The 23,410-nt window shown below is 34.4% G+C and carries 23 protein-coding genes; 21 read left to right on the forward strand and 2 right to left on the reverse strand.

Going from position 1 to position 23,410, the window contains the following annotated elements:
* Positions 1 to 565: 565 nt before the first annotated feature.
* The 6 genes from J2Z40_RS00340 to J2Z40_RS00365 all read left to right on the forward strand — a co-directional run bounded on the left by J2Z40_RS00340 (position 566) and on the right by J2Z40_RS00365 (position 4,313).
* Complete coding sequence (locus J2Z40_RS00340) at positions 566 to 1,207, forward strand: kinase (protein ID WP_245349922.1); 642 nt, start codon at positions 566 to 568, stop codon at positions 1,205 to 1,207.
* A gap of 8 nt (positions 1,208 to 1,215) precedes the next feature.
* Positions 1,216 to 2,073, forward strand: coding sequence for a GNAT family N-acetyltransferase (locus J2Z40_RS00345; protein ID WP_342590305.1), 858 nt, complete (start codon positions 1,216 to 1,218; stop codon positions 2,071 to 2,073).
* Between the two features lie 23 nt (positions 2,074 to 2,096).
* Positions 2,097 to 2,519, forward strand: a complete 423-nt coding sequence (locus J2Z40_RS00350; protein ID WP_066394934.1) for a DUF1801 domain-containing protein — start codon at positions 2,097 to 2,099, stop codon at positions 2,517 to 2,519.
* Positions 2,520 to 2,529: 10 nt separating this feature from the next.
* On the forward strand, positions 2,530 to 3,189 hold the full coding sequence (locus J2Z40_RS00355; protein WP_066394932.1) for a Type 1 glutamine amidotransferase-like domain-containing protein: 660 nt from the start codon (positions 2,530 to 2,532) through the stop codon (positions 3,187 to 3,189).
* 258 nt (positions 3,190 to 3,447) lie between these two features.
* Positions 3,448 to 3,900, forward strand: a complete 453-nt coding sequence (locus tag J2Z40_RS00360; RefSeq protein ID WP_066394929.1) for a GNAT family N-acetyltransferase — start codon at positions 3,448 to 3,450, stop codon at positions 3,898 to 3,900.
* 164 nt (positions 3,901 to 4,064) lie between these two features.
* Positions 4,065 to 4,313 (forward strand): PepSY domain-containing protein, encoded by a 249-nt coding sequence (locus tag J2Z40_RS00365; RefSeq protein WP_066394927.1) that lies wholly within the window; start codon positions 4,065 to 4,067, stop codon positions 4,311 to 4,313.
* Positions 4,314 to 4,699: 386 nt separating this feature from the next.
* On the opposite strand, the gene J2Z40_RS00370 is transcribed toward J2Z40_RS00365, so the two are convergent.
* A complete protein-coding gene (locus J2Z40_RS00370; RefSeq protein WP_066394926.1) occupies positions 4,700 to 5,104 on the reverse strand; it encodes an HIT domain-containing protein in 405 nt (134 codons plus the stop codon).
* Positions 5,105 to 5,254: 150 nt separating this feature from the next.
* Between J2Z40_RS00370 and J2Z40_RS00375 the strand changes: the two genes are divergently transcribed.
* The 7 genes from J2Z40_RS00375 (at position 5,255) to trhO (ending at position 10,940) form a co-directional block, all read left to right on the forward strand.
* Complete coding sequence (locus tag J2Z40_RS00375) at positions 5,255 to 5,881, forward strand: NUDIX domain-containing protein (protein ID WP_066394923.1); 627 nt, start codon at positions 5,255 to 5,257, stop codon at positions 5,879 to 5,881.
* A 9-nt stretch (positions 5,882 to 5,890) separates the two neighbouring features.
* Positions 5,891 to 6,427, forward strand: a complete 537-nt coding sequence (locus tag J2Z40_RS00380) for a small multi-drug export protein (protein WP_066394919.1) — start codon at positions 5,891 to 5,893, stop codon at positions 6,425 to 6,427.
* Between the two features lie 209 nt (positions 6,428 to 6,636).
* Positions 6,637 to 7,761, forward strand: a complete 1,125-nt coding sequence (locus tag J2Z40_RS00385) for a serine hydrolase (RefSeq protein WP_066394917.1) — start codon at positions 6,637 to 6,639, stop codon at positions 7,759 to 7,761.
* Between the two features lie 247 nt (positions 7,762 to 8,008).
* Positions 8,009 to 8,770, forward strand: coding sequence for a class I SAM-dependent methyltransferase (locus tag J2Z40_RS00390; protein ID WP_066394914.1), 762 nt, complete (start codon positions 8,009 to 8,011; stop codon positions 8,768 to 8,770).
* A gap of 283 nt (positions 8,771 to 9,053) precedes the next feature.
* On the forward strand, positions 9,054 to 9,353 hold the full coding sequence (locus J2Z40_RS00395) for a HesB/YadR/YfhF family protein (RefSeq protein ID WP_066394912.1): 300 nt from the start codon (positions 9,054 to 9,056) through the stop codon (positions 9,351 to 9,353).
* A gap of 341 nt (positions 9,354 to 9,694) precedes the next feature.
* On the forward strand, positions 9,695 to 9,940 hold the full coding sequence (locus J2Z40_RS00400) for a DUF1450 domain-containing protein (protein WP_083954005.1): 246 nt from the start codon (positions 9,695 to 9,697) through the stop codon (positions 9,938 to 9,940).
* 25 nt (positions 9,941 to 9,965) lie between these two features.
* Positions 9,966 to 10,940: an oxygen-dependent tRNA uridine(34) hydroxylase TrhO gene (trhO, locus tag J2Z40_RS00405; protein ID WP_066394909.1), complete on the forward strand. Its 975-nt coding sequence runs from the start codon at positions 9,966 to 9,968 to the stop codon at positions 10,938 to 10,940.
* Between the two features lie 48 nt (positions 10,941 to 10,988).
* Here trhO and J2Z40_RS00410 read toward each other — a convergent pair whose 3' ends face one another.
* Positions 10,989 to 12,530, reverse strand: a complete 1,542-nt coding sequence (locus tag J2Z40_RS00410; protein WP_162840483.1) for a sensor domain-containing diguanylate cyclase — start codon at positions 12,528 to 12,530, stop codon at positions 10,989 to 10,991.
* Positions 12,531 to 12,786: 256 nt separating this feature from the next.
* On the opposite strand from J2Z40_RS00410, the gene J2Z40_RS00415 reads away from it, so the two are divergent.
* From J2Z40_RS00415 to J2Z40_RS00450, 8 genes are all read left to right on the forward strand, one after another.
* Complete coding sequence (locus J2Z40_RS00415) at positions 12,787 to 14,628, forward strand: SLC13 family permease (protein WP_066394903.1); 1,842 nt, start codon at positions 12,787 to 12,789, stop codon at positions 14,626 to 14,628.
* Positions 14,629 to 14,793: 165 nt separating this feature from the next.
* Positions 14,794 to 15,075: a DUF1450 domain-containing protein gene (locus J2Z40_RS00420; RefSeq protein WP_066394901.1), complete on the forward strand. Its 282-nt coding sequence runs from the start codon at positions 14,794 to 14,796 to the stop codon at positions 15,073 to 15,075.
* A gap of 7 nt (positions 15,076 to 15,082) precedes the next feature.
* Positions 15,083 to 16,297, forward strand: coding sequence for a hypothetical protein (locus J2Z40_RS00425; protein ID WP_066394895.1), 1,215 nt, complete (start codon positions 15,083 to 15,085; stop codon positions 16,295 to 16,297).
* An 853-nt stretch (positions 16,298 to 17,150) separates the two neighbouring features.
* The gene (locus J2Z40_RS00430; protein ID WP_083953908.1) at positions 17,151 to 20,507 is read left to right on the forward strand and encodes a 7TM diverse intracellular signaling domain-containing protein; all 3,357 of its coding nucleotides are present in this window, start codon (positions 17,151 to 17,153) and stop codon (positions 20,505 to 20,507) included.
* Between the two features lie 2 nt (positions 20,508 to 20,509).
* Complete coding sequence (locus J2Z40_RS00435; RefSeq protein WP_066394892.1) at positions 20,510 to 21,205, forward strand: response regulator transcription factor; 696 nt, start codon at positions 20,510 to 20,512, stop codon at positions 21,203 to 21,205.
* A 262-nt stretch (positions 21,206 to 21,467) separates the two neighbouring features.
* Positions 21,468 to 21,695, forward strand: coding sequence for a hypothetical protein (locus J2Z40_RS20130; protein ID WP_066394890.1), 228 nt, complete (start codon positions 21,468 to 21,470; stop codon positions 21,693 to 21,695).
* A gap of 14 nt (positions 21,696 to 21,709) precedes the next feature.
* Complete coding sequence (gene uvsE / locus J2Z40_RS00445) at positions 21,710 to 22,675, forward strand: UV DNA damage repair endonuclease UvsE (RefSeq protein ID WP_066394889.1); 966 nt, start codon at positions 21,710 to 21,712, stop codon at positions 22,673 to 22,675.
* A gap of 203 nt (positions 22,676 to 22,878) precedes the next feature.
* Complete coding sequence (locus tag J2Z40_RS00450) at positions 22,879 to 23,403, forward strand: hypothetical protein (RefSeq protein ID WP_066394887.1); 525 nt, start codon at positions 22,879 to 22,881, stop codon at positions 23,401 to 23,403.
* The last annotated feature ends 7 nt before the right edge of the window (positions 23,404 to 23,410 follow it).

Below are 23,410 nucleotides of genomic sequence, written 5' to 3' on the forward strand. Positions count from 1 at the left end.
GGTAAAGCTAGAAAAGTCCATCATACAGGGTATGAAGGACAAAACCGATTTAGGGAAAGCCAGAAAAGTCCATCATAAAGGGTATGAAGGACAAAACCAATTCAGGAAAAGCCAGAAAAGTCCATCATACAGGGTATGAAGGACAAAACCGATTTAGGGAAAGCCAGAAAAGTCCATCATAAAGGGTATGAAGGACAAAACCGATTCAGGAAAAGCTAGAAAAGTCCATCATTAAGGGTATGAAGGACAAAACCAATTCAGGAAAAGCCAGAAAAGTCCATCATAGAGGGTATGATGGACAAAACCGATTCAGGTGAAGCTAGAAAAGTCCATCATAAAGGGTATGAAGGACAAAACCAATTCAGGAAAAGCCAGAAAAGTCCATCATAAAGGGTATGATGGACAAAAACAGATTCGTAGTTTCCTTTTTTTGTAGATTCTTTTTTTAATTATTGTCATAATAAGTAAAATAACTATCAGTTCTTTGGAGTTGATCACATATCTAATTTGCTAGTGGAATACTCATAAATCTTCAAACTACTATACTATTCATAGGAAGGAGAGCATGAGTTTAATGCCATATAAAGAAATAACTAAGAGAATCCTATCCCAATATTCATCCCGAACTAGTGAGAAACGCCCATACATAGTGGCAATAGATGGTTTAAGTGGTGCAGGAAAAACAACGCTAATAAAGAGTATAGAAAATGAAATGAGTAATTATGACCAAAATGCTGTGATTATCCATATCGATGATCATATTGTTAAAAGAAATAAAAGATATAATACGGGGCATGCGGAATGGTATGAATATTATTATTTGCAATGGGATGTAGAGATGCTGGCAACTCATTTATTTAAGATTTTGCACAATAATAGTCTTGATCTTGCTTTGCCATTTTATAATCATTCAACAGATTCAGTGACAACGAGAGTAATACCTGTAGCTACAAATACGATTGTTCTTATTGAGGGGATTTTTCTTCAGAGAAAAGAATGGAAAGACTTTTATGACTATATCATCTTTTTAGACTGTCCGCGTGAAATAAGGTATTCAAGAGTGTTAGATCGAGATACTTATTTAGGAGATTACGAAGAGAGGCTTAACAAGTATAAAAAAAGGTATTGGCCAGGGGAGGATTATTATATAGAAGCAGAGAATCCAATTGGAAATGCTGCCATCGTAATCAAAAATTTGAATAATTGAAAAGGAAGGTGGAAAAACTGGAATATTCATCTATTCATTTTACCGAGCGAATGTTGAGAATTATGAAAATAGCAGAAAATGAAGCAATGGAAGACAAAATATTATTACCAATTCATCTTTTAATCGCTAGCCTTCAGGAAAAAACAGGTGTGCTCGGAGAGATTATACTTAAATCTGATATGGACGTATCGTCTTTAAGAACCATAGTTAGAAAGAAAATGGCAAATTCAAATCTATGTGTAGTTAGTGATAGACGATTCAGTATACCTGTATCTAAAGAGGTTCAAGATGTTTTTCAAGAAGCAATCAAGTTTATGAAAAACTATAATCAAGTGTTTGTAAATGAAGGGCATTTGCTCAAGGCACTACTTACAACAAATACCATTGATGAATATGTATCAGATGAAGATAAAAAAGTGATAAAGAACCTCGGCACAACAGCTAGAGATATGATCACCCATCTAGGCAATGATCAATTTCCTCAAATGGATTCAACGATTGTTCGAAAAGTAAATAAAAAGGAGTATGCGATTGTAGAACAATTTGTGGAATCAAACTTTTCATTTGAATGGTCACAAACGATTAAAGAAGGATTTTCATTAAATGATCCTCATATCTATATTGCGATTGCAGACAAAGAAATAATCGGATTTGCCGCTTTTGATGTGTATAAAGGGAAAAAATGCTATTTTGGCCCAATGGGCGTGTCTAACTCGAATCGGAAAAAGGGAGTAGGCACAATGCTTCTGCACCATTGTTTAAAAGAGATGAAAGAAATCGGCTATGAATATGCAATTATTGGGGAAGCTGGCCCGATCGAGTTTTACGAAAAAGCCTGTCATGCAGTAGTAATATCCAATTTTTAAATCAAAAAAGGAGCGGATTCAAAATGTACGAACTAAAAACAAAAGAAACCGATAACAGTGTCATAGAATTTATAGAAGCTGTAGATAATTTGAAAAAACGCGAGGATGCATATAAATTATTAGATATTTTTACAGAAACGACTGGTTATGAAGCAAAAATGTGGGGGCCAAGTATTATTGGATTTGGTTCGTATCACTACAAATATGAATCAGGGCATGAAGGAGATGCACCTCTTGTTGGTTATTCACCTAGAAAAGCGAAAATTAGTTTGTACTTTGCACCTGGTGAAACAAAACGTGAACAATTGCTGCAGAGCTTTGGCAAGCATACAACAGGGAAAGCATGCGTTTATATTAATAAACTAGCAGACGTTGATATCAATGTATTAAAAGAATTAATTATTGAATCGATAAAATTTTTGCGAGAGTCCTATCCGAAAAAGTAAAGGGGATTTTATGAATACGCATCTATTTTTATTTGGCGGCAGCCCTCCGTTTACGAAGAAAATGGCTAAATTATTTGCAGAAAAAGTCAAAGGCAGAGGCAATCCGGTCTCCATTCTTATTGTAAATAGGGTTGGATGGGAAGAATATATGCCAAAATATACAAAAGAAATTGAAGGCTATGGCATCCATCATTTTCACTATCTCCCACTTCCAACTACATCAACTGAACAGGTTATTCAGTGTATAAAAAATAGCTCAGGGATCATAATCGGTGGTGGAAATACAAATTTATATGCAGATTATCTAGTGGATACACCTATTTCGAAGACAATTAAGGAATGCTTTCATTCGGGTGTACCTGTCGCAGGATTTTCTGCTGGAGCTTTAATTAGTCCAAGCATATGCGTTATTTCCCCTAAAGATAATAAGCAGAATGAATTTCAATTTCGACAAGGGTTGGGGTTAATTACTGATCATTTACTTGCTGTCCACTTTATGGAATGGAATGATGAGGAACATTTAATGAAGGCGGTGAAAAGATTTTCTACCTCATATAACTATGGAATAAATGAGGAGTCATGTGCCTATTTTCTAGATGGCCAGCTCAAAGCGACCGAAGGGAATGGGGTTTATTCTTTTGAACAAGATCTATTAGTAGAAATCAAATAATTTGCATATGAAACTAGGCAACGTATCGCCAGACTTCATCTATATTTGAAAAATTTGCTTAATAGATAGCCACTTTAAAGTGACACATGTTATAATTTGATCGTTCAGATAGTTAATATTTCTACGAATTGTCTGAACTAAAGCTTGTTAAAGGAGGCGTTCATTTATGTTAATTAAAGAACTTGCTTTTATTGAAAAGGGGAATATGCCTAGTTAATTAACTTTGCGTTTCCCCAACATTTGAGAGGGGAAATAATTGTGAACACAGAAAATATTAAACTAATTGAATTAAACGCGGAAAATTGGTATGAATGCTGCCTATTGGACATTTCAGAAAATCAGAAGGCATTTCTTGAACCGAATGCGATCTCGATTGCACAATCTAAATTTGAACGAACATTAAAACCATATGCGATTTATCTAGAAGAGAAAGTTGTAGGCTTTCTCATGTTTAATACAGTAGTAGAAGAGCTTGATGGATATTGGGTGTATAGAATAATGATCGATGAACATTTTCAAGGCAAGAAAATTGGCAAAAAGGCAACTGAGTTAATGATAGCAGAGATGGCAAAATTGCCGAATGCCGAGAAAATAATTGTCGGTTATCATCCAGATAATTTAGGTGCACATCAATTATACGCAAGCCTAGGATTTGTGGATAATGGTGACCGTTTTGGTAAGGAAATGGCTGTTGTAAAATATATAAAATAACTGAGTGTTTTAGAGGGTGAAGCCATCGTGTTTCACCCTCTAAATTTATGTACTATTTTATTCAAAGACAAATGAGCCTTGTTCAGAAGAAAAATTACGCACCAATAAATAGATTAATACATACGTATAAATGACTTGATTTTTTTGGGGAGGGAAAATTGTCAATGTATGAAAATTTTTACCATGGGCGACCAACACAAATGTATAGACAGAGATTGACAAAACAGCAAGCACAGGAAGTGGCACTTAATCGTGTACCTGGAAAAGTGCTGCATGTAGATTTAGATTTAGAAAATGGGGTTTTAGTTTACGAGGTGTACATTTTAACAGCAAATAATCGAATATTTGAAGTAGAAATCTTTGCAAAATCTGGAAAAATCCTAAAAATTGAAGAAGAAAGTGATTTTGATTAATCTAAATTAGCAATGATTTATTCAATTGTGTTAATTAAAAAAGACAGTGAGTATAAAAACATTTAAGTTTCTTTTTTATGTGAACAAATAATAGGAATATGCTAACTACAATTACGTGAAGTGCTGACATCACTTAGAGTGCAGCATTTTTTTTATGAGAATAACCCTTCTATATGATTTACATTCGTATTATTAAATAGATTAGAAAGTTTATGTAAATGAAACGTTTTACATAACTCGTTTGTCTAACAGGTAAAAAAAGAGGTGCTGGAACTTGGTTGATAGAAAGATCTTAGCCCTTTCCAATATTGAAAAGGGTCATTTTAAAATACGTTCCCATTTATTTAGTTTCTTTCGCAGGGAATAAACGTAAAACCATCCATTCTTTACAGAGAATCGATTAATTTCAATTTTAATTGTTCAACGTCATTTTCATTTATATCATTAGTTGGTTCGATCCAAGAAAAACCATCCCCTTCAAATCTAGGGATAATATGCATATGATAATGGTTCACATCTTTGAATATGCCGTTATTTTGCATGATAGTTATGCCATCTGTATGGAGTATTTTTTCTAGTAATTGTGTTATTTTTTGAGCAATGAGAATTACTTCGGATAGACTCTTCCTATCGACCTCACTAAACTCCTGATAGTGTATTTTTGGAATAACTAAAATGTGGCCAAGATTTATTGGATACTTATCAAAGAAGCAGCAGACATAATCATTTTCATAAATGATAGAGGCTTTTTCTTTCTTTGTGAGAATTTGGCAAAAGACACATGTTTCCACTATTTCTCCTCCTAATTATATATGGTAAAACCCCTCGCTATTATCAGCTTTCTTCCTTTGATTATATTCTAGATCAATGTTGAGTTCATAAGCAATCACCTATAATATAAGAGTATGATATATAGAAATAATATATAGGATGTGGATAGAGTGGAAAATGAAATGCTGAAAATATTTGATCAACAGTACAATCAAATAGGTGTGGCCACAAGAGACGAAGTCCATCGGATTGGCCATTGGCATGAAGCTTTTCATTGTTGGTTTTTTAGCAGAAAAGGAGAAGAGGAGGTTATTTACCTTCAAATACGCAGCCAATTGAAAAAGGATTATCCAAATCTTCTCGATATAACCGCAGCAGGACATCTCTTAGCAGATGAAACAATAAAGGATGGGATTAGAGAAATTGAGGAAGAAATTGGGGTTGAAGTCTCCTTTGATGCATTAATTTCTGCTGGTGTGTACAAATATGCTGTTGAAAAAGGGAACTTTATTGACAAGGAGCTTGCACATATATACTTATTTGAAACGGATCTTCCCCTTCATGCTTTTACATTGCAAAAAGAAGAGGTGTCAGGGATTGTTCAAGTGAAATTAACTGATTTTTATGAGCTTTGGTTGGGGGAGAAGGAAGAAGTCAATGTTCAGGGCTTTGAAATAGAAAATACCGGAAATCGTATATTACTTAATAAAACTGTTAATAGAACTCATTTTGTTCCTCATGAACGGGGCTATTATGAGCATATGATAAAATCGATTCAAAAAATCAGTGCAAAGTAGGGTGATCAAATGTTGATTTCATATTTTTTAGTGTTTTTGTTAGCTGCAGTTCCATTATTTGAACTAGTTACAGTGATTCCGTTGGCCATTATCGGAGGTCTGTCGCCGATTCCGGTAGCTATTCTTGGTTTCTTAGGAAATCTATTAACGATCCTCCTTTTAATTCTTTTTGTTGATAAAATAAAACTTCTTCTAAAAACCAGAAAACAGAAAAGAGTTGCAGTCACTGAAGTTGAGGGGATGGAAGGTGAGCATACGAACGGAACTCACGCAGTACAAGATTCTAAAAAGCAAAAAAGAGCAAGAGTACTTTTTGATAAATATGGTCTGCCGGGTTTAACCATTTTTGGGCCGCTTCTAGTAGGATCTCATATTTCAGCTTTTATGGGAATGAGCTTTGGGTCTAGTAGAGGCTTAGTGACAGGATGGATGATCGCCAGTTTAGTTATTTGGACCGTTGTGGCAACTGTATTAACAAATTCAGGGGTTTCATTCCTAGCACCTGATTTGAAGGAGAATGGGTTTCTTATTCGCATATTTAAATAGAGGGATGGATGCGATTAATCGAAATCCTATTTTCTTATTGATTCGATTCCTTTATTTTGCAGTATATGTTGAAGCATAGTATGTGCTGAAAGGCAATTGCAAAAGGGATAGTAATCACTTTCATTGATTACTGTAAAATCATCAAATAAAATGAAACTTCTCCATTTTCCTTCCGTAGAGATAATAGAATTATATGACGGAGGTAAAAAATGAAAATAATTATTTGGCTGATTGCTGGGGGCGTGGTACTATCTGGAATTATTATTGGCATAGGAATTATTCAATATAAGAGAGAAGTAACTGAAACGAATCCAGATTATATTATTGAGCTAATGAAAGAAAAAGCAAAGAATAATACGATTTCTTTATCAATTAATCACAACAATGAGAACTGGGTACAAGTAAATGAGAATATTCCTCTGCCACTTGCAAGTACCGTTAAAATCATTATAGCTATTGAATATGCAAAGCAAGCCGCAGACGGTCGAGTTAATCCTAACTCCAATGTGAGTTTAAAAGATTTAGAATCTTATTTTGTTCCAAAAACAGATGGTGGAGCACATAAAGCATGGCTTGCACAATTAAAGAGAGAACAATACACAGATAAGGTCCCACTAAAAGAAGTAGCAAATGGAATGATCGCCTTTAGTTCAAATGCAAATACGGATTATTTAATTCAAGTTCTAGGACTTGATAGGATTAATCAAGTTCTTCCCCAACTTGGGATTCCAAATCATGAACCGATCTATCCACTTGTGAGCTCCCTTTTTATTCCTAGTAGATTGATGGCTGAAAAAAATATAACAAAAGAAGAGGCTTTAACTTTACTAAGAGATATGGATATGGAGGAATATCGAAATCGAGCCATTCACATCCATAAAAACTGGCATACCGAGAAACCGACAGCAAATGAGAAAAAACGTTTAATAAAAGAGTTCGATATGGAGTTTCAAAAAGTATGGTCGGATCGTTTAACTAAGGCTACGACAAAGGAATATGCTTCCTTATTGAGTAAGTTAAATCGCAAAGAGTTTTTTAATATGGATGTTCATGAGCATCTTGATCCACTCATGGAACAATTAATGAAAAATCCAAACAATCGTGAATGGCTCCTTCATGCTGGGCAAAAAGGAGGCTCGACTGCATTTGTATTTACATTAGCCATGTACGCGACAGATAAGGAAGGGAATCAAACAGAAATTGCCTTTTTTTCTAATGATTTATCTATAATCGAACAGGCAAAACTTTCGCAAGTGATGAATGCATTTCAGCTGGAGTTTCTTACGAATTCAGATTTTCGAGAATACGTAAAATCTGAATTATCACACTTGTAAAAGAGCATTGAATATGCTCTTCTTTTTATTTTCTGTTACGATAAAGGTAGATGTTTTCATGCATTTATCGGTGTTCAATAGCTTGATCATAAAAGCTTTATGGCACGGTGTTTCAGATGGGGTTGATCTATATTTAAGGTTAGAAAGTATGAGAGTCAATGTCCTGATACGGTATTTACATATTGGATAGAAGAATCTATTTTAGGCTATTTATGAAGTGAGCGCCATTTAAAAAGGAGAAGAGTATATGTTAAGTTATTATAGTAATCTTTCTTCAGAGGTTTATGATATGGACAAATATATTGGTCTTTCATTTGGGGATGTGGAATTTTATAGTGATCGATTAGCTACTTGTACAGGTTCAATCCTTGAACCAGGGGTTGGTACTGGTCGTATCATTATTCCGCTACTAGAAAGAGGATTAAAAGTTGAAGGCTTTGACCTTTCACCAGAAATGTTGAAAATTTGTCGTACAAATTGTGAAAAAAATGGACTTAATCCAAATTTATTTGAAGGGAGTATGGAGTCCGTTTCGTTAAATACAACATATGAAGCTATTATCGTACCAACTGGAACATTTCTGTTGTTGTATAAAAGAGAAGATTCGATTAAAGCTTTAAAAAATTTCTATCATGCCCTTTCAAACGGAGGAAAGCTATTGATCGATCTTTTTTTACAAACAGATATAACACTTGATAAGGGATCAACAAGAACATGGGAAACGAAAAATGGGGATATGATTACATTGGAAAGTAAAGTAGTTGAAGTAGACTATATCAACCAGTATACGATCTCACATAATCGGTATGAAAAATGGAGAAATGGTGAACTTATTCTCACAGAATTAGAACGATTTCCTCTTCGTTGGTTTGGAATTGAAGAGTTTAAAATGATCCTTGAACAAATTGGCTTTGAAAATATAGTTATATCTGCAGATTACAAGTACGGACAATACCCAACTAATTCTAGTGAAATGATCACTTTTGAGGCAAGTGTTAACAAGAAGTAATATTCGTGTTTCTAGCGAAGAGTATTGAATAACTTACACGGATGATAAAAATGAAGTAGATGTTTATACTATTAGTAGGTATGACGCATTATAACAAATTCAACATTATACAATAGCTGAAGATATGCATTTCCGAAAGAATTGGAGAGAATTTTTCTTTCTAATGGGTTTGAAATAATTAATATTTATAAAAATTGGAATGAAGATCCAGTAACAAGCGATAGCTATGAAATGATCTATGTATGTAAAAAAATAGGACCGTGCTAATTTTGGAGGTGTAATAATGATTCTTGAAGTGAGCAAAGAAGCAGCCAAATGGTATAAAGAGGAACTGGATTTAAATGAAGGGGATTATGTTCAATTTTATGTTCAATTGTATGGTGGGATTCCAACCGCTCATCCAAATTATTCGTTAGGAATGTCAATTGGCAAAGAAGGAAATATCGCAATTAAAGATGTGAAAGAAGGCATTACTTTTTACTTTAATGAGGATCATTCCTGGTTTTTGAAAGAATTTGATATGAAGGTTGTAGTAGAAAGGGAAGAGATTACATTTATTTTTGATAAAAACGATAATCAATAGTAAATATTTGCTCGACTCCACCTTAAATGCAATAACAATCACTTTTTAGATTCGTCTATCCATTCCGGAAATCATTAACAAAGTTGAAAGAATTGCGCTTCATTCCTTTTTGTTGTATCCTTTATAAGGATTAATTATACTTTTGGTATGAAATATTGTTTAATGGTAGAGTTGATTGAAAGAGAAAATAACAAACAAGATTAAAAGTTGGGTGTGAACAAAGTCATGCCTTAACTTTTTTTATTTATCTAATAAACAATATAAGCATATTATATATAGCATTTTTTGTGAGCGTATTGGTTAACCAATTAGTAAATCGAATGAAAAGGGGGGTACTTATAATAGGGATCGTTGTTGTAGAAATATGTTCAAGCAGTCTCATCAATCTACTTGATGTGGAAGCTATCATTGAAAATGAGTACCCTGAAGTGGCAGTTATTCAAAATGACTGTCTCTCTTTTTGTGGGATGTGTGCTCGTAGTCCGTATGCAATCGTAAATGGCAAGCGGATTTTTGCTAAAACGTCAGAGGAATGTTTAGAGTTAATACGTAACCATATTGAGTTGGAATTAGCATTATATAAGTAATCAATTGAATGAAGGAGAAAATAGAATGACAGCAAATAAGCCTTACAGAATACTATTGTATTATAAGTATGTTCCAATCAATAATCCAGAGGAATTCACTTCAGAACATCTTGCTTTCTGCAAAGAAATTGGGCTAAAAGGGAGAATTCTTGTTGCAGCAGAAGGGATAAATGGAACAGTATCGGGGACAGTTGAGCAAACAGACCAATACATGAAAATAATGAAAGAGGATGCTCGTTTTGCTGATATGGTCTTTAAGATCGATGATTCAGCAACACATGCCTTCAAGAAAATGCATGTGCGTCATAGAGACGAACTAGTTACATTACGCTTAGAAGATGATCTTGATCCGACAGAGGTAACGGGGAAATATTTAGAGCCAAAACAATTTTTTCAAGCAATGAATGATCCAGAAACCGTCGTAATTGATGCGAGAAATGATTATGAATACGATTTAGGTCATTTTAGAGGGGCGATTCGTCCTGATATTAAGGCGTTCCGGGAGCTGCCAGATTGGGTTAAAGAAAATAAAGATATGTTTGAAGGAAAAAAGATCCTCACTTATTGCACAGGGGGAATACGATGTGAGAAATTCTCAGGATGGCTAGTGAAAGAAGGGTTTGAAGACGTAGCACAGCTTCATGGAGGAATTGTCACATATGGGAAAGATCCTGAAGTACAAGGGCAATTATGGGATGGGCAATGCTATGTATTTGATGAAAGAATTTCAGTTGAGGTTAATCGTAAGGACCATGTAATTGTTGGGAAAGATTATTTTACTGGCGAACCTTGTGAACGCTATGTTAACTGTGCAAATCCTGAATGTAACAAACAAATTCTGTGTTCGGAAGAAAATGAAGAGAAATACTTGCGTAGTTGTACGCACGAATGTAGGGTTCATCCTAGAAATCGTTATGTAATTGAGCATCATTTAACAGAAGCTGAGTTGTTAGAACGATTACAGAAAATGGATGAGGATGTTCTAGAAAATCACTACTAAATTATAAGTGGAAAACCTGTCTTTATGAACTAAAGACAGGTTTTTTGCTTACTTTCTAGCTGCAACAATAATTCGATTTCTGCCTTCTTGCTTCGCTTGATACAAAGCTTGATCTGTAATGTCAAGAAGCTCAGAAAAATGCACAGCTGTATCTGGGATATGTCCAATGCCGATTGATACTGTTACCGGCTTACCTATCGGGCTATTCGTCGACTCAAAGGTTTGTCGTAAACGTTCGGCTACTAAAAAAGCTTGTTCCAATTCAACCTCTGGAAGAATGATGAGAAATTCTTCTCCACCCCAGCGGAAGCAAAGGTCACTCTCAAAGATGTTTTCACTAACTAATTTGGCAATGAATTTTAATACTTCATCCCCTGCAAGATGCCCGTACTGATCATTTACTCGTTTGAAATTGTCAACATCAAAAAGAATGATGGCACATTTATCAGATTTAAATGTTAATGTTTCTAAAGCCCGTCGATTGTAAAGACCTGTTAGAAAATCACGTTTCGATTCCCATTCAGCAGAATGAAGTTTTTTCTGGTAATAATCGATGGAAATTAACAAGGTTCGCTTTAATTCTTTGATTTCAAAATACCAATCAGGAATTTTATCGGTTGGAATGGATTGGTTATTCGTAATTTGCTGTGCATAAATAGCAAGATCTCTTATTGGATTAACAATTTTTATAAGCAAAATAATGGTCAGAATAAATACAAAGATTATAAATGGAATCATAACTAGGCTGATTTGCTTTCCTAGCTCCCAAGTTGGTTTTGTTACAGCCTCTTTCGGTGTTTGAGATACAATTCCCCATCCATTGGCTGTTTCAGCAACCGCGTAGCCAGCAAGCATTTTTTGACCTTTTGAATTAATCAATTCTTGACTGCCGCTATTGCCCTTTATAAGTTCCTTAACAACCTTATTCTCCTTTACGTTGTCGTTGATTCTGTTCAGCTTAGGGTGGTAAATAATTGTTCCTTGCGAATCAACAACATATACATAGGCATTACTTTGATGCTTTGGGTGTTGTCCGAGTATTGCCTTGAGACTATTTTCTTCGTGTAAATGAATAGTCCCACCAACAAAACCTAAGTACATTCCAGAATCATCAAAGACAGGTGCAGAAAGGAGAATAACAAGTTTTCCATGAATTCCAACATATGGAACAGAAACTGTGGGTCTTTTCGTTGCTAAAGCCTGGTTGACACCAACTGTATTAGCTTTTGTTCCTTCCAAATTAATATCAGGTGCCGAAGCAATCACAATTCCATTTCGATCGACAAACCAGGTACTATTATAATAAGTAGTTGAATGCATGAGCTCATATAGGTTTTGATAAATAATAGCAGGATCTATAGAGAGATAATCTTTATCTCTTGCTTTCACTTTCAAATTCGAAATCATATCTGTAAAATGCAAATTGGTAATATCCGCTAGCTTTTTTGCATAAAATTCGTTCTCTATTAAGTAATTGTTTTCAAGCGTTTTTTTGCTTACTATTTGGCTAGAAATGACACTTCCGATATATGTACCAAGCATAGCAAATGCTAGTAATCCTAAAATTAATAATTTAATACTTAATCTCATCTTACCCATCAAATCCTTAAAAAAGTGCTATCCCAAGGTGAATAACCTAAAATTGAGTATACTATTATTTTTATTAGGATATTAGGGGATATTTTAAACTATTATATGGATATAAAATCTTTTTAAACCATCCTTTTCGATAAATTTGGAGTCCAATCTTGACGATTAAAAGTTATTTTCTATTTCTGCGGAAAGATAATAATAAGGGATGCTATAATTAGTACATATAATCGTTGCAATGAAAGGGTTTACGACAATGGAACTTATTTTAACATTTATGATACTTGCTTTTACTATTTTCCTTTTTATGAGTAATCGAATTCGTGCGGATCTTGTCGGTATTTTTGCCTTACTTGCATTTGTACTTACAGGGATTTTAAAGCCAGAAGAGGCACTTGCTGGCTTCTCTAACTCGGTTGTTATAATGATAGCTGGACTATTCATTGTTGGAGCAGGAATTCTGCGGACAGGACTTGCAAAAAAGGCTAGTAACTTACTCTTGTATTGGACTGGTAATAGTGAGAAGAAATTATTTTTACTTTTGCTCGTATTGGTCGCAGCAGTAGGCGCATTCATGAGCAATACGGGAACGGTTGCCATTATGCTGCCTGTTGTCATCAGTGTTGCCTTAAGTATGAAAACAAGTTCTTCTAAATTTTTAATCCCCTTATCTTATATTGCAAGTTTATCGGGATTATTAACATTAATCGCCTCACCGCCAAACTTAATTGTTAGTCAAATTCTAATGGAAAATGGCTTTGAGCGACTACGCTTCTTTGATATTACGCCAATCGGTGTGACTGCTGTCATTATAGGAATCATTTATTTATTTGTCGTTAGAAATGTGTTATTGCCATCAAGTGATAAAAGAACGCAAATAATGAATCATCAGTTATCGCCAAAAGAGCTTATTCAAAATTATCATCTCGAGGATAATTTACATCGACTCCAAGTGCTTGATTCTTCGCCTATTGTTGATAAGCAGCTATCTGAATTGAAAATTCCAGCAAATTATCATTTATGCATTTTGAAGATTGATCGTAAGGCAGGTGAAGGAAGAAACCTTTTGCCAATTACATATCAAGAAATGGCAGGTCCAAGAAGTGTGGTTCATGGGAAGGATGTCCTCTATGTCCAAGGAGCACGAAGTCAAGTAGAGAAAATGGCGAATGACTATCAGCTAATTTTTAAAAAAGATCAAACCAAAAATGAAGAATTAGTATCAAGCCAGCTTGGAATTGCTGAAGTTCTACTTACACCAAATTCGAGTCTAATAAATGAAACCATTGGCGGGATTGGATTTCGTGAAAAATTTAATTTAAATATTATTGGCATTAATCGCAAAGGCAATTACATCTTAAAGGATATGTCAAATATTCGTCTCCGTTTTGGAGATGCACTTCTTGTTCAAGGCTCATGGGAAGAAATTGAATTATTATCAAGAGAAACAATGAATGTGGTAGTAGTCGGACAGCCGATGGAGCATGCTAGTTTTGCATCCGCAAATGGGAAGGCGCCAATTGCAGGTGGAATTATGCTTTTGATGGTTATTCTGATGATTTTTGAAGTGTTTCCAAGTGTCATTTCTGTTTTAATCGGTGCAGTATTAATGTTGATCACTGGTTGTCTACGGAATATGGATGATGCATATAGTCAAATTAATTGGGAAAGCATCGTATTGATTGCCTGCATGCTGCCGATGGCAACCGCATTGGAGAAGACCGGTGGGATGGTCATGCTATCAGAAGGAATAATTGAATTGTTAGGTGGCTATGGTCCAATTGGCGTATTAGCAGGTATATACTTTATTACAATGGTATTTGGTCAATTTATTAGCAATACGGCAACTGCCGTACTTTTTGCGCCTATTGCGATGAATGCGGCATTGGCCATTGGGGTGAGCCCATATCCATTTTTAATTACGGTTGCTGCTGCAGCAAGTATGGCATTTGCAACTCCGGTAGCATCTCCAACCAATGCGATGGTGATGACAGCAGGGGGATACAAATTCAGTGACTTTATGAAAATTGGTATTCCATTACAATTGATTATGTATTTGATTATGATGCTGATTATTCCGTTCATCTTTCCGTTTTAATGGAAAAAGGCGTATTCATTAAGTAAACGCCTTTTTGGTATTTGTGAACATTTAATGAATTTTCTTAGGGGTAATTGCTCTTTTACTAATCGAAATATTTGATTGCAATAATAAATAAACGATATATTTAAAGTGGAATGAAATTAAACAAGGAAAGTGAAGGCAATGAAATTATTTACTAATATATTTTCTAAACAGAAAAAGCTTCAAATTGATTTTTGTGAAAAGAATCTTGATCGATTTCTAACAGAGAATAACAGTCCTAATTATCAGCGTTTTCTTAATCAGAATCATATTCAATTTAAAGAATACAGCTGTCAAAGTAAGTGTGAGTTATGTAAAGAATCTCCATATGCGATTGTAAATGGGGAGGTTATCACTGCAGCAAGCTCAGACGAATTATTGGAGAGGCTTAAACAGATGGCTGCAAAGGGATTGAAGGAGTGAGTTTGTTTTGCCAAGAATATTTGTTCATTTTGCCTTTTTCTTTTTTACGATAACTGCATTGTCAGGCGTATGGATGCGCTTTGCTCCTTTCCATTCCAATGCAACAATTCCATATACAAATGTATTGCATGGGCACTCCCATCTAGCCATACTTGGATGGGCTTTTTTAGGTGTTTTCATTGTTTTCCTGACTGTTTATTGGCAGAAAATAAAACAGAAAAGACAAGCGATTGCCCTTTCTATTACGATATTTATTACGTCGATTGCGATGTTTGCTGCCTTTCTCTATCAAGGTTATGGTATTATTTCGATTGTCCTTTCAACAATACATATTTTCGTAGAATATTGGGCTGTTGCATTTATTCATCGTCATTTGAAATCACAGCATGATGCACCGAAAAGTGGAAAATTATTTATTAGAGCGGCGCTATTCACATTAGTTATTTCGTCTATTGGTCCTTTTTCACTTGGCTATATTTCAGCTAATGATTTAAAAGACTCCTTTCTTTTTGACGTAGCTATTTATTTTTACTTACATTTTCAATATAATGGTTGGCTTTATTTATTCTTGATCGGCCTATTTATTATGATCATCCATTCAAAAAAGATTGAGATTCATAGTAAATTATTAATCTATGGGTTTTGGTTCTATTTTGTTTCCTTATTCCCTGGATTTTTCTCAAATATATTATGGGTGGATTTGGGAAGCATTGGTCAAATACTAGCTACGATTGGTATAATTGGGCAATGGATTGGTGTAGTCTTTACTTTAGTTGCCTTTAAAGGAGTATGGAGTAGAATTGTCAATCAGTTCTCAAGGTTTACTGTTACTTGTCTTTTCATTACATTTATCTTGTTATTTCTAAAGAGTACAATGGAATTAGGGTTGATTTTACCGCAGTTGGCAAGTTTAATTTATGATACAAGAAGCATTGTCATTGGCTATTTGCATTTTACATTATTAGGTTTTGTTAGTATCTTTATTTTGACTCAGTACCAAATGCTGAATATCATCTCAATAAAACGCTTATCCGTAATTGGTTTTACAATCTTTTTTATTGGTTTTGTTTTTAATAAGCTATTACTATTTGGACAAGGCCTCTTACAATGGTTGGCGCTTCCAAGAATATCATTTGATACAATCGGATTGTTAATAGCGAGTGTAAGCTTATTTGTCGGAATTCTACTTATATGGATTGCTTATTTTCAGAAAAAAGGCTGAGACATCAATAGGCATAAAAAGCGGCGGACATTCATATTAAGTAGTTAAGATAACGTGGAGAAACACTAAAAATCGCATTTGAAATCGAGTATGAAAACGGAGAGGATTTATACTCGTTTTTTTGTTGATATGTAAGGGTTCCCCTTGTTTTCATTATCGAATGATCAATTGAAATAGTATACCTATTAACTAGATGACAATAACTGTTGTCAATTGACTATTTTTGATGCGATTACGGTTGTTATTTGACATTAGGAAATATAAGCGGACGTACGTTCCGTTATTTCAATAAAAACCTATGATTTTTGTAAGTAAACGGACTCACATTCCGTTATTTAGTTACTTTGAAGCTATTTTGTGTGATTTTGAATAAATAAAGGAACTGGTGTCCGCAACTGAGATGAAATAGGGGACTATTTGCAGAATAAGCGATTCTCAGTCCGCAAAATAAAATGATTCAAAAAGACAAGCTCAGAGCCATATAAGCTCTGAGCTTTATTGTGTGGATTCAAATGCTATTTATCCTGTTATGTTAGATTTTCTCTACAATAACTGAACTACTTACATTCATATGTCCCCATTTTTTTATGCCTATTGTGTATGGAAATGTGAGTCGTTTGATCTACTTCCAGCATACACGTAACACTTCTTTTGCACATTCATTGCATGCCTATGAGTGATTTTTTCTATCTCTTTATAAATTTTTGTGTTGCTTCCCACGTAGAAATGTAGGCAGTGACTAAGATGTTCTGCGTTTTATTTTATACAAACAAAGGAAATGCCTCCGTTTTTAGCGAATATTATCAGTTGATGTCAAATGTTCGAAAAGTTATGGATTAATGGAGGATGTTAGATGAGAGGTAAATGGTCGTGGTTTCTAGTCGTTTTATTATTATTGAGCTTCTTGGTGGGAAACTCCGCTAGTGCAGCTGTGACTATAGTTGAAGACCAAGATAAGTATACAATCCATGACAATATGGAAATCCTCGAAGATCAATTAGGTAACCTATCAATAGAAAATATCACCTCAGCATCTATTTCATCAAAATTTAAATTAAATGATTATGGCATTCCAAGCTTTGGATACAATATGCCTGTTTATTGGGTTCGTTTTCAAATTGATAATCCACTCGAAGAGGATGAGTTTATTATTGAGTTTCCATATGCACCACATGATTTCATCACGTTATACGAACCAGTTGGAAATAATGAATATAAGGCATACAGTAGCGGTGATTTGCTCGCCTTTACAGAAAGAACGCAAGATCATCGATATGTTAATTTTAAAATGACAGTTCCTGAAAAGACATTACGAACATTTTACATAAGATTTGAAAGTGAAGGATCTATGCAGCTTCCAGTCGTACTTTGGAAGGCAGACAACTTCGCAGGTAAAAGTACGATAGAATATCTTATATTAGGGATCTATTATGGTATCACTTTAGTGATGATTATCTATAATTTAATTTTATATTTTTCTTTACGTATTCATAGTTATTTATGGTATGTAATATTTATTATTGGGATTAGTTTGACGCATCTAACATTAAATGGTTTAGCCTATCAATTTATATGGCCTGAGAATTCATGGTGGAATAATCGCTCCATCCTTTTTTCTATGTCGATATCCAACATTGCCTGTGTATTTTTTGCGAATTCCTTTCTGGATGTCAAAAATTATGCTAGAAAAATCAGCTGGCTTTTATATTTACTAGCTATCATTAATCTGACATTAATCGGCGTATTAATGCTGAATTATAAATTTGCATTAAACCTTATTATGATTTTTACGGCAATCGGAATTATTGTTGTTTTATCTACAGCATTGCTTTGTTGGAAAAGGGGCCATAAAGCGGCAAGATATTTCTTTTTTGGCTGGTTTATTTTTTTACTATGTGTGGTCATCTCCTCATTAACTGATTCAGGCATATTGCCTGTTCATTTCATTACGACATATGCTTCACAAATCGGTTCAGCACTGGAAATTATCCTTTTTTCTTTGGCACTACTTGATAAATTAAAAATGTTTGAGCGGGAAAAAGAAAAAGCAGAGAGAATCGCAATAGAAAACAAAGAAAATGCATTAAAACAATTAAAAAAAGCGGACCGTTTAAAGGATGAATTTCTCGCTAACACAACACATGAACTTAGAACCCCGCTGTATGGGATGATTGGGATAGCTGAATCTTTACGCGATGGTGTGGCAGGAGATCTGAATGCAAATTTAAAATATAATCTATCATTAATAATTAATAGTGGACAGCGTTTATCACATTTATTAAATGATTTACTAGATTACTCAAAACTAAAGCATCAAGAAATAGAGTTAGATACTGGACCTGTTCGATTAAAAGATGCCGTCAACATTGTTTTGAGAATCAATGAACCTTTGATAACAAATAAAAAAATCCAGCTAATCAATCTAATACAAGCAGATCTCCCTTATATAGAAGCAGACGAAAATAGAGTCCAGCAAATTTTGCATAATATTATTGGAAATGCCGTGAAGTTTACAGATTACGGAAATATTACTGTTTCATCAGAGGTAAAAAAGAATGAAGTTCTTATCAAGATTACCGATACAGGAATTGGTATGAGTAATGATGATCAGTCGATAGCTTTTAATGAATTTGAGCAAGGGACGTATGCTAGAAAACGACAGCAAAGTGGAACTGGACTCGGATTAAGCATTACGAAAGATTTAGTAGAGCTTCATGGAGGGAAAATAAGTCTGGTGTCAGAGCTTGGCAAAGGTACAACTGTCAGTTTTACCTTACCAATCTATCAAGCTAAAGTGCAGAAACTGCCTTCCATTTCCCCATACTTTGAATATTTTGAAGGTTATCAGGATGTTCCAATAACAGGTGAGCATTTGTATAGAACAAATAAAAAAAATAAAGGGAAAATATTTATTGCTGATGACGATCCAGTCAATATCCAAGTTTTGTCCAATCATTTGTATTTAAATGGCTATCAGCTAGTTGTGGCAACTGATGGGGAAGAAGCAATTGAGATTTTAAAGAATGAGAGTCAATTCGACTTAGTTATTCTTGACTTAATGATGCCTAAATTATCAGGATATGAAGTATGTAAAGAACTTCGTAAGGATTATTCTTTAACAGAGCTGCCTGTTCTTGTATTAACCGCTAGGAGTCAATTAAAGGATATAGTAACTGCATTTCAAGCAGGTGCCAATGATTATTTAATCAAGCCGTATTTTAAAGAGGAGCTATTAGCTCGAGTAGAAACATTATTAACATTAAAAAAGGTGATGGAAGAAGTTCTTGAAAAAAGTCAACGATTAAATCTATTAAATAGTGAACTATATTATTTAAATGAAGAGCTTGAAGCAAGAGTGGAAAGAAGAACAAATGAGCTAAAAGAAAAGACTGAAGTACTTGAAGGGATGGAGAAATCAAGAAAACTCTTATTATCAACTATTTCTCATGATTTAGGCACACCGATGACGGCCATTCAAGGATACATTAAAGCAATGATAGATGGTGTGATTGACCAAAATAATCATTATTTTTTAGGGGTAATTTATGAGAAAACGTTATTTATTGATCGTTTAATCCAAGATTTACATGATCTTTCTATATTTGAATCAGGTCAAGCTAGATTTTATCAAGATTGGATTACTGTCCATGAGTTGATTCATGAATTTTTACCTGAATTTGAGGCAGATATTTTATCGAAAAACAGAAAGTTCATGATTCATGCTCCTCTTTCACTTAAACTTGCTGAACAGCAGCTTTATTTAGATCTTGACCGTATTAGACAAGTAGTAGGGAATCTGATCGCCAATGCAGTTAAGTATACTGAAGCACAAGACGCCATAACGATTGAAGTCATGTACAGTCAGGAATATTTTGAAAAGTATAAAGAAAAGCAGTTTCTGCTTAAGGAAATTTCCGTTGCATTAGAGGATAAGGTAAAGAGTTCTGCACGTTCTAGCTTAGTGATTGGCATTCATGATACAGGAAAGGGAATCGATTCGGAGTCCATTCCATTTATTTTTGAACGATTCTACCGGGGAGATTCGGAAAACTATGAGTCATTCAGAAATGCGGGACTGGGACTAGCAATCGCAAAGGAAATCATTGATTATCACGAAGGAATTATTTGGGTCGAAAGCGTGAAAGAAAGAGGGAGTTCTTTCTACTTCACACTACCAATATACTTAGTGAGCGAAGAGAAAGGGGATTGATCATGAATAGAGAAACCGTATTAATCGCTGAAGATGAAGAGGATATTCGCAATATCATGACACTCTATTTGAAACGAGAATACAATGTTCTTTCTTTTGCCAATGGTGAGGAAGCGTTGGCTGGAATTCGAGAGACTAAGCCAGATATTGTCCTTCTTGATATTCTTCTTCCTGGAATGAACGGTTACAAGATTTGTGAACAGCTTCGAGCAGAAAAAATCCATATTCCTGTCCTCTTTTTAAGTGCGAAAAGAGAACAAAGTGATAAAATACGCGGACTAGAGCTAGGTGCAGATGATTATATGACAAAACCCTTTGATCCAGGTGAATTAATGGCAAGAGTAAAGGCATTACTAAGGCGCAGTAAAAAACAAATGGAATTGAAAGAAAATAGGATAAATCTTATTAAACATGGTGATTTAGTTATCGACACGAATCGGTATGTTGTCACAATTAGTGGTGAACCTATTCGATTATCGACGAAGGAAATGCAGCTATTAATCTTATTGGCTACCAATCCCCAGCGGATTTATAGTACAGAACAATTATATGATTTGATATGGGGAGAGGACAATTATGGTGATTTGAAAACAGTATCCGTTCATATAAGTACATTAAGAAAAAAAATCGAAAAAAATCCCTCAAAGCCAATGTACATCATTACATTGAGAGGATTTGGCTATAAGTTCCTTGAATAAACACTCTAAAAAAAATTCCGCTTCAACTAGAAAGCGGACAAGATAAAAACGATGGAATGAGTTGGAAAGTAAACGAAAACAACATGTAGTGTATGACTGTGATTAATCATACTATATGTTGTTTTTTTGTTATTCTAGCATATTTATAATCGATCTGCAAATAATATGAATATTGTAAAATGATTAGTAAGAAAGAGGGGCAGGAAATTGCCTAGTATATTGAAAATGAACAGAATGAATTATTTGATATGAATAAAGGGGAATGTTAATAAAAATTCGATTTGGTTTTGTGGCAAATGCGGTAGGATTATGGGATGCAAGTCTATCGAAGTCATTGACGTTTACTCGTTATTCTGCACTTCCAAAAGAAGAACGGATGGGAAAACAGAAAAACCTTGCTATGCATAAGCTTGTAGAAGAAATCTCCTCCATTCGGGGTGTGAAATGTTTACAAGCTCCACTATTGAGTGATAAGAAAGTTTCAGCTTGAAAGGAAGTAAGAAAATGACGATTGTACGACTTGGCTACGTTGCCATGAGTATGGAATTGAAGAATGCATCTCCTTCAAAAACAATGACATTCGCTCAATTTCAAAAGATAGAAGATCGTGAAGCGGCTATAAATAAATTAGAACGAATTTCTATTTCCAATCTTGAAAATACGTTAAGGTTGCTAAGGCATAGTGCTGCATCTGCTATTCACTTTTATCGGTTAACATCTCGTCTGATTCCCCTAGCAAACCATGAGGCTTTACAAGATTGGGATTACATGAAACCTCTTAAGGGGCTATTAAAAGAAATTGGAGCGTTTTCTAAAGAGAATAAGATGAGGATTGATTTCCATCCTGATCATTTTGTTTTACTTAATTCCACTAAAAAAGAAATACTATTGAATTCTTTAAAAACACTAAAGATGCATTATCTTTTATTGAAGGGCATGGGGATTGATCCTACACACCGTTGTGTCATGCATGTAGGAGGAAACTATAAGGAAACGGAGCAATCCCTTGAACGATTTATAGAAAATTGGATGGATGTTCCAAAGTCAATTCAAAAAATGATCATGCTTGAAAATGATGATACAAGCTTTAATCTAGAGAATACATTGTACTTATGTGAAAAGTTAGGCATTCCACTTGTTTTTGATTATCATCATCACCTCGCTTATCATCAAAATCCGCGATGGGAGGAAAACTGGGGGAGAATTATAGAAACTTGGAAGTACTCACCCCTTCCAATTAAAATGCATATTTCAAGCCCGAAATCTGCGGAGATGTTTCGGCATCATGCTGATTATATCGATAGGGAAATGTTTTTTACTTTTTTAAAAGCGATAAAAGGATCTGTTCTGCAAATCGATTGCATGATTGAGGCAAAGAAAAAAGATCAAGCACTATTTCAATTAATGGAGGAAATAATAAAAATAGGTAATGTTGAGATAATTGATGGATCTAGTTTTAAATTATTATAATAGTCGGTGCATTGATGGATGATGGTGTTGTATACAGATGATTGTCGTAACCTAGATAATGCAAAACGCCTAGAATCTTCAGTGTATTTTGAAATTAACTTAGTCCTATTTCCGAGAAAGTGTTGTCTAATTAGCAGGTCATATCATATTTCTCCCATTCTTAGGGATACTATATTTGAGCATGCTCCTATACTGGAGGGGAAATGGTGAAATCGAAATTAATGAAATATAACAAGTTTGTATTACTAATGATGTTGGTCGTTTCTTGGCTTTCACTTCTTTTGTTTGGAAAAAGTTCCTTCAAAAGATTTATTCCAGCTGGTATATTTATCGCTTTAGTTACAGGGCTGGAAAACTATGCTGCTAAAAAAAGAACGTGGTGGTGGTGGTATGAAAAACTCCATCCGAAATTATCAGGATCAATTCCTTTTGTATTTGGCCCATTTATGATTGGTTCCATGTGGGTTCTTAAATTGACTTATGGAAAATTCAATCGATATCTAATAGTAAATTTAATCGTTGATTCATTTTTTATTTTTATACTAATTGATAAATGGTTGAAAAAATGGGGAATTGCATCATTGGTTCGAATGAAAAAAATTCAATTATCCCTTCTGTTATTTATAGATTCCTTGCTTTTATATGGATTTCAACTCCTTATAGAGAAAATAAAAGTAGTTAAATGGAAAGAGGATGACTCTGAAATTCAAAGGAAAAACATCCGATAAACTGATT

Origin of the sequence: Cytobacillus eiseniae (assembly GCF_017874625.1) — a bacterium.
In the GTDB taxonomy this organism is placed as follows: Bacteria; Bacillota; Bacilli; order Bacillales; family Cytobacillaceae; genus Cytobacillus; species Cytobacillus eiseniae.

Coding starts and splice junctions, on each gene's coding strand:
- J2Z40_RS00340 (WP_245349922.1), top strand. CDS start 566: ATGAGTTTAATGCCATATAAAGAAATAACTAAGAGAATCCTATCCCAA.
- J2Z40_RS00350 (WP_066394934.1), top strand. CDS start 2,097: ATGTACGAACTAAAAACAAAAGAAACCGATAACAGTGTCATAGAATTT.
- J2Z40_RS00355 (WP_066394932.1), top strand. CDS start 2,530: ATGAATACGCATCTATTTTTATTTGGCGGCAGCCCTCCGTTTACGAAG.
- J2Z40_RS00365 (WP_066394927.1), top strand. CDS start 4,065: ATGTATGAAAATTTTTACCATGGGCGACCAACACAAATGTATAGACAG.
- J2Z40_RS00380 (WP_066394919.1), top strand. CDS start 5,891: ATGTTGATTTCATATTTTTTAGTGTTTTTGTTAGCTGCAGTTCCATTA.
- J2Z40_RS00385 (WP_066394917.1), top strand. CDS start 6,637: ATGAAAATAATTATTTGGCTGATTGCTGGGGGCGTGGTACTATCTGGA.
- J2Z40_RS00390 (WP_066394914.1), top strand. CDS start 8,009: ATGTTAAGTTATTATAGTAATCTTTCTTCAGAGGTTTATGATATGGAC.
- J2Z40_RS00395 (WP_066394912.1), top strand. CDS start 9,054: ATGATTCTTGAAGTGAGCAAAGAAGCAGCCAAATGGTATAAAGAGGAA.
- trhO (WP_066394909.1), top strand. CDS start 9,966: ATGACAGCAAATAAGCCTTACAGAATACTATTGTATTATAAGTATGTT.
- J2Z40_RS00410 (WP_162840483.1), bottom strand. CDS start 12,530: ATGAGATTAAGTATTAAATTATTAATTTTAGGATTACTAGCATTTGCT.
- J2Z40_RS00415 (WP_066394903.1), top strand. CDS start 12,787: ATGGAACTTATTTTAACATTTATGATACTTGCTTTTACTATTTTCCTT.
- J2Z40_RS00420 (WP_066394901.1), top strand. CDS start 14,794: ATGAAATTATTTACTAATATATTTTCTAAACAGAAAAAGCTTCAAATT.
- J2Z40_RS00430 (WP_083953908.1), top strand. CDS start 17,151: ATGAGAGGTAAATGGTCGTGGTTTCTAGTCGTTTTATTATTATTGAGC.
- J2Z40_RS00435 (WP_066394892.1), top strand. CDS start 20,510: ATGAATAGAGAAACCGTATTAATCGCTGAAGATGAAGAGGATATTCGC.
- J2Z40_RS20130 (WP_066394890.1), top strand. CDS start 21,468: ATGTTAATAAAAATTCGATTTGGTTTTGTGGCAAATGCGGTAGGATTA.
- uvsE (WP_066394889.1), top strand. CDS start 21,710: ATGACGATTGTACGACTTGGCTACGTTGCCATGAGTATGGAATTGAAG.
- J2Z40_RS00450 (WP_066394887.1), top strand. CDS start 22,879: ATGGTGAAATCGAAATTAATGAAATATAACAAGTTTGTATTACTAATG.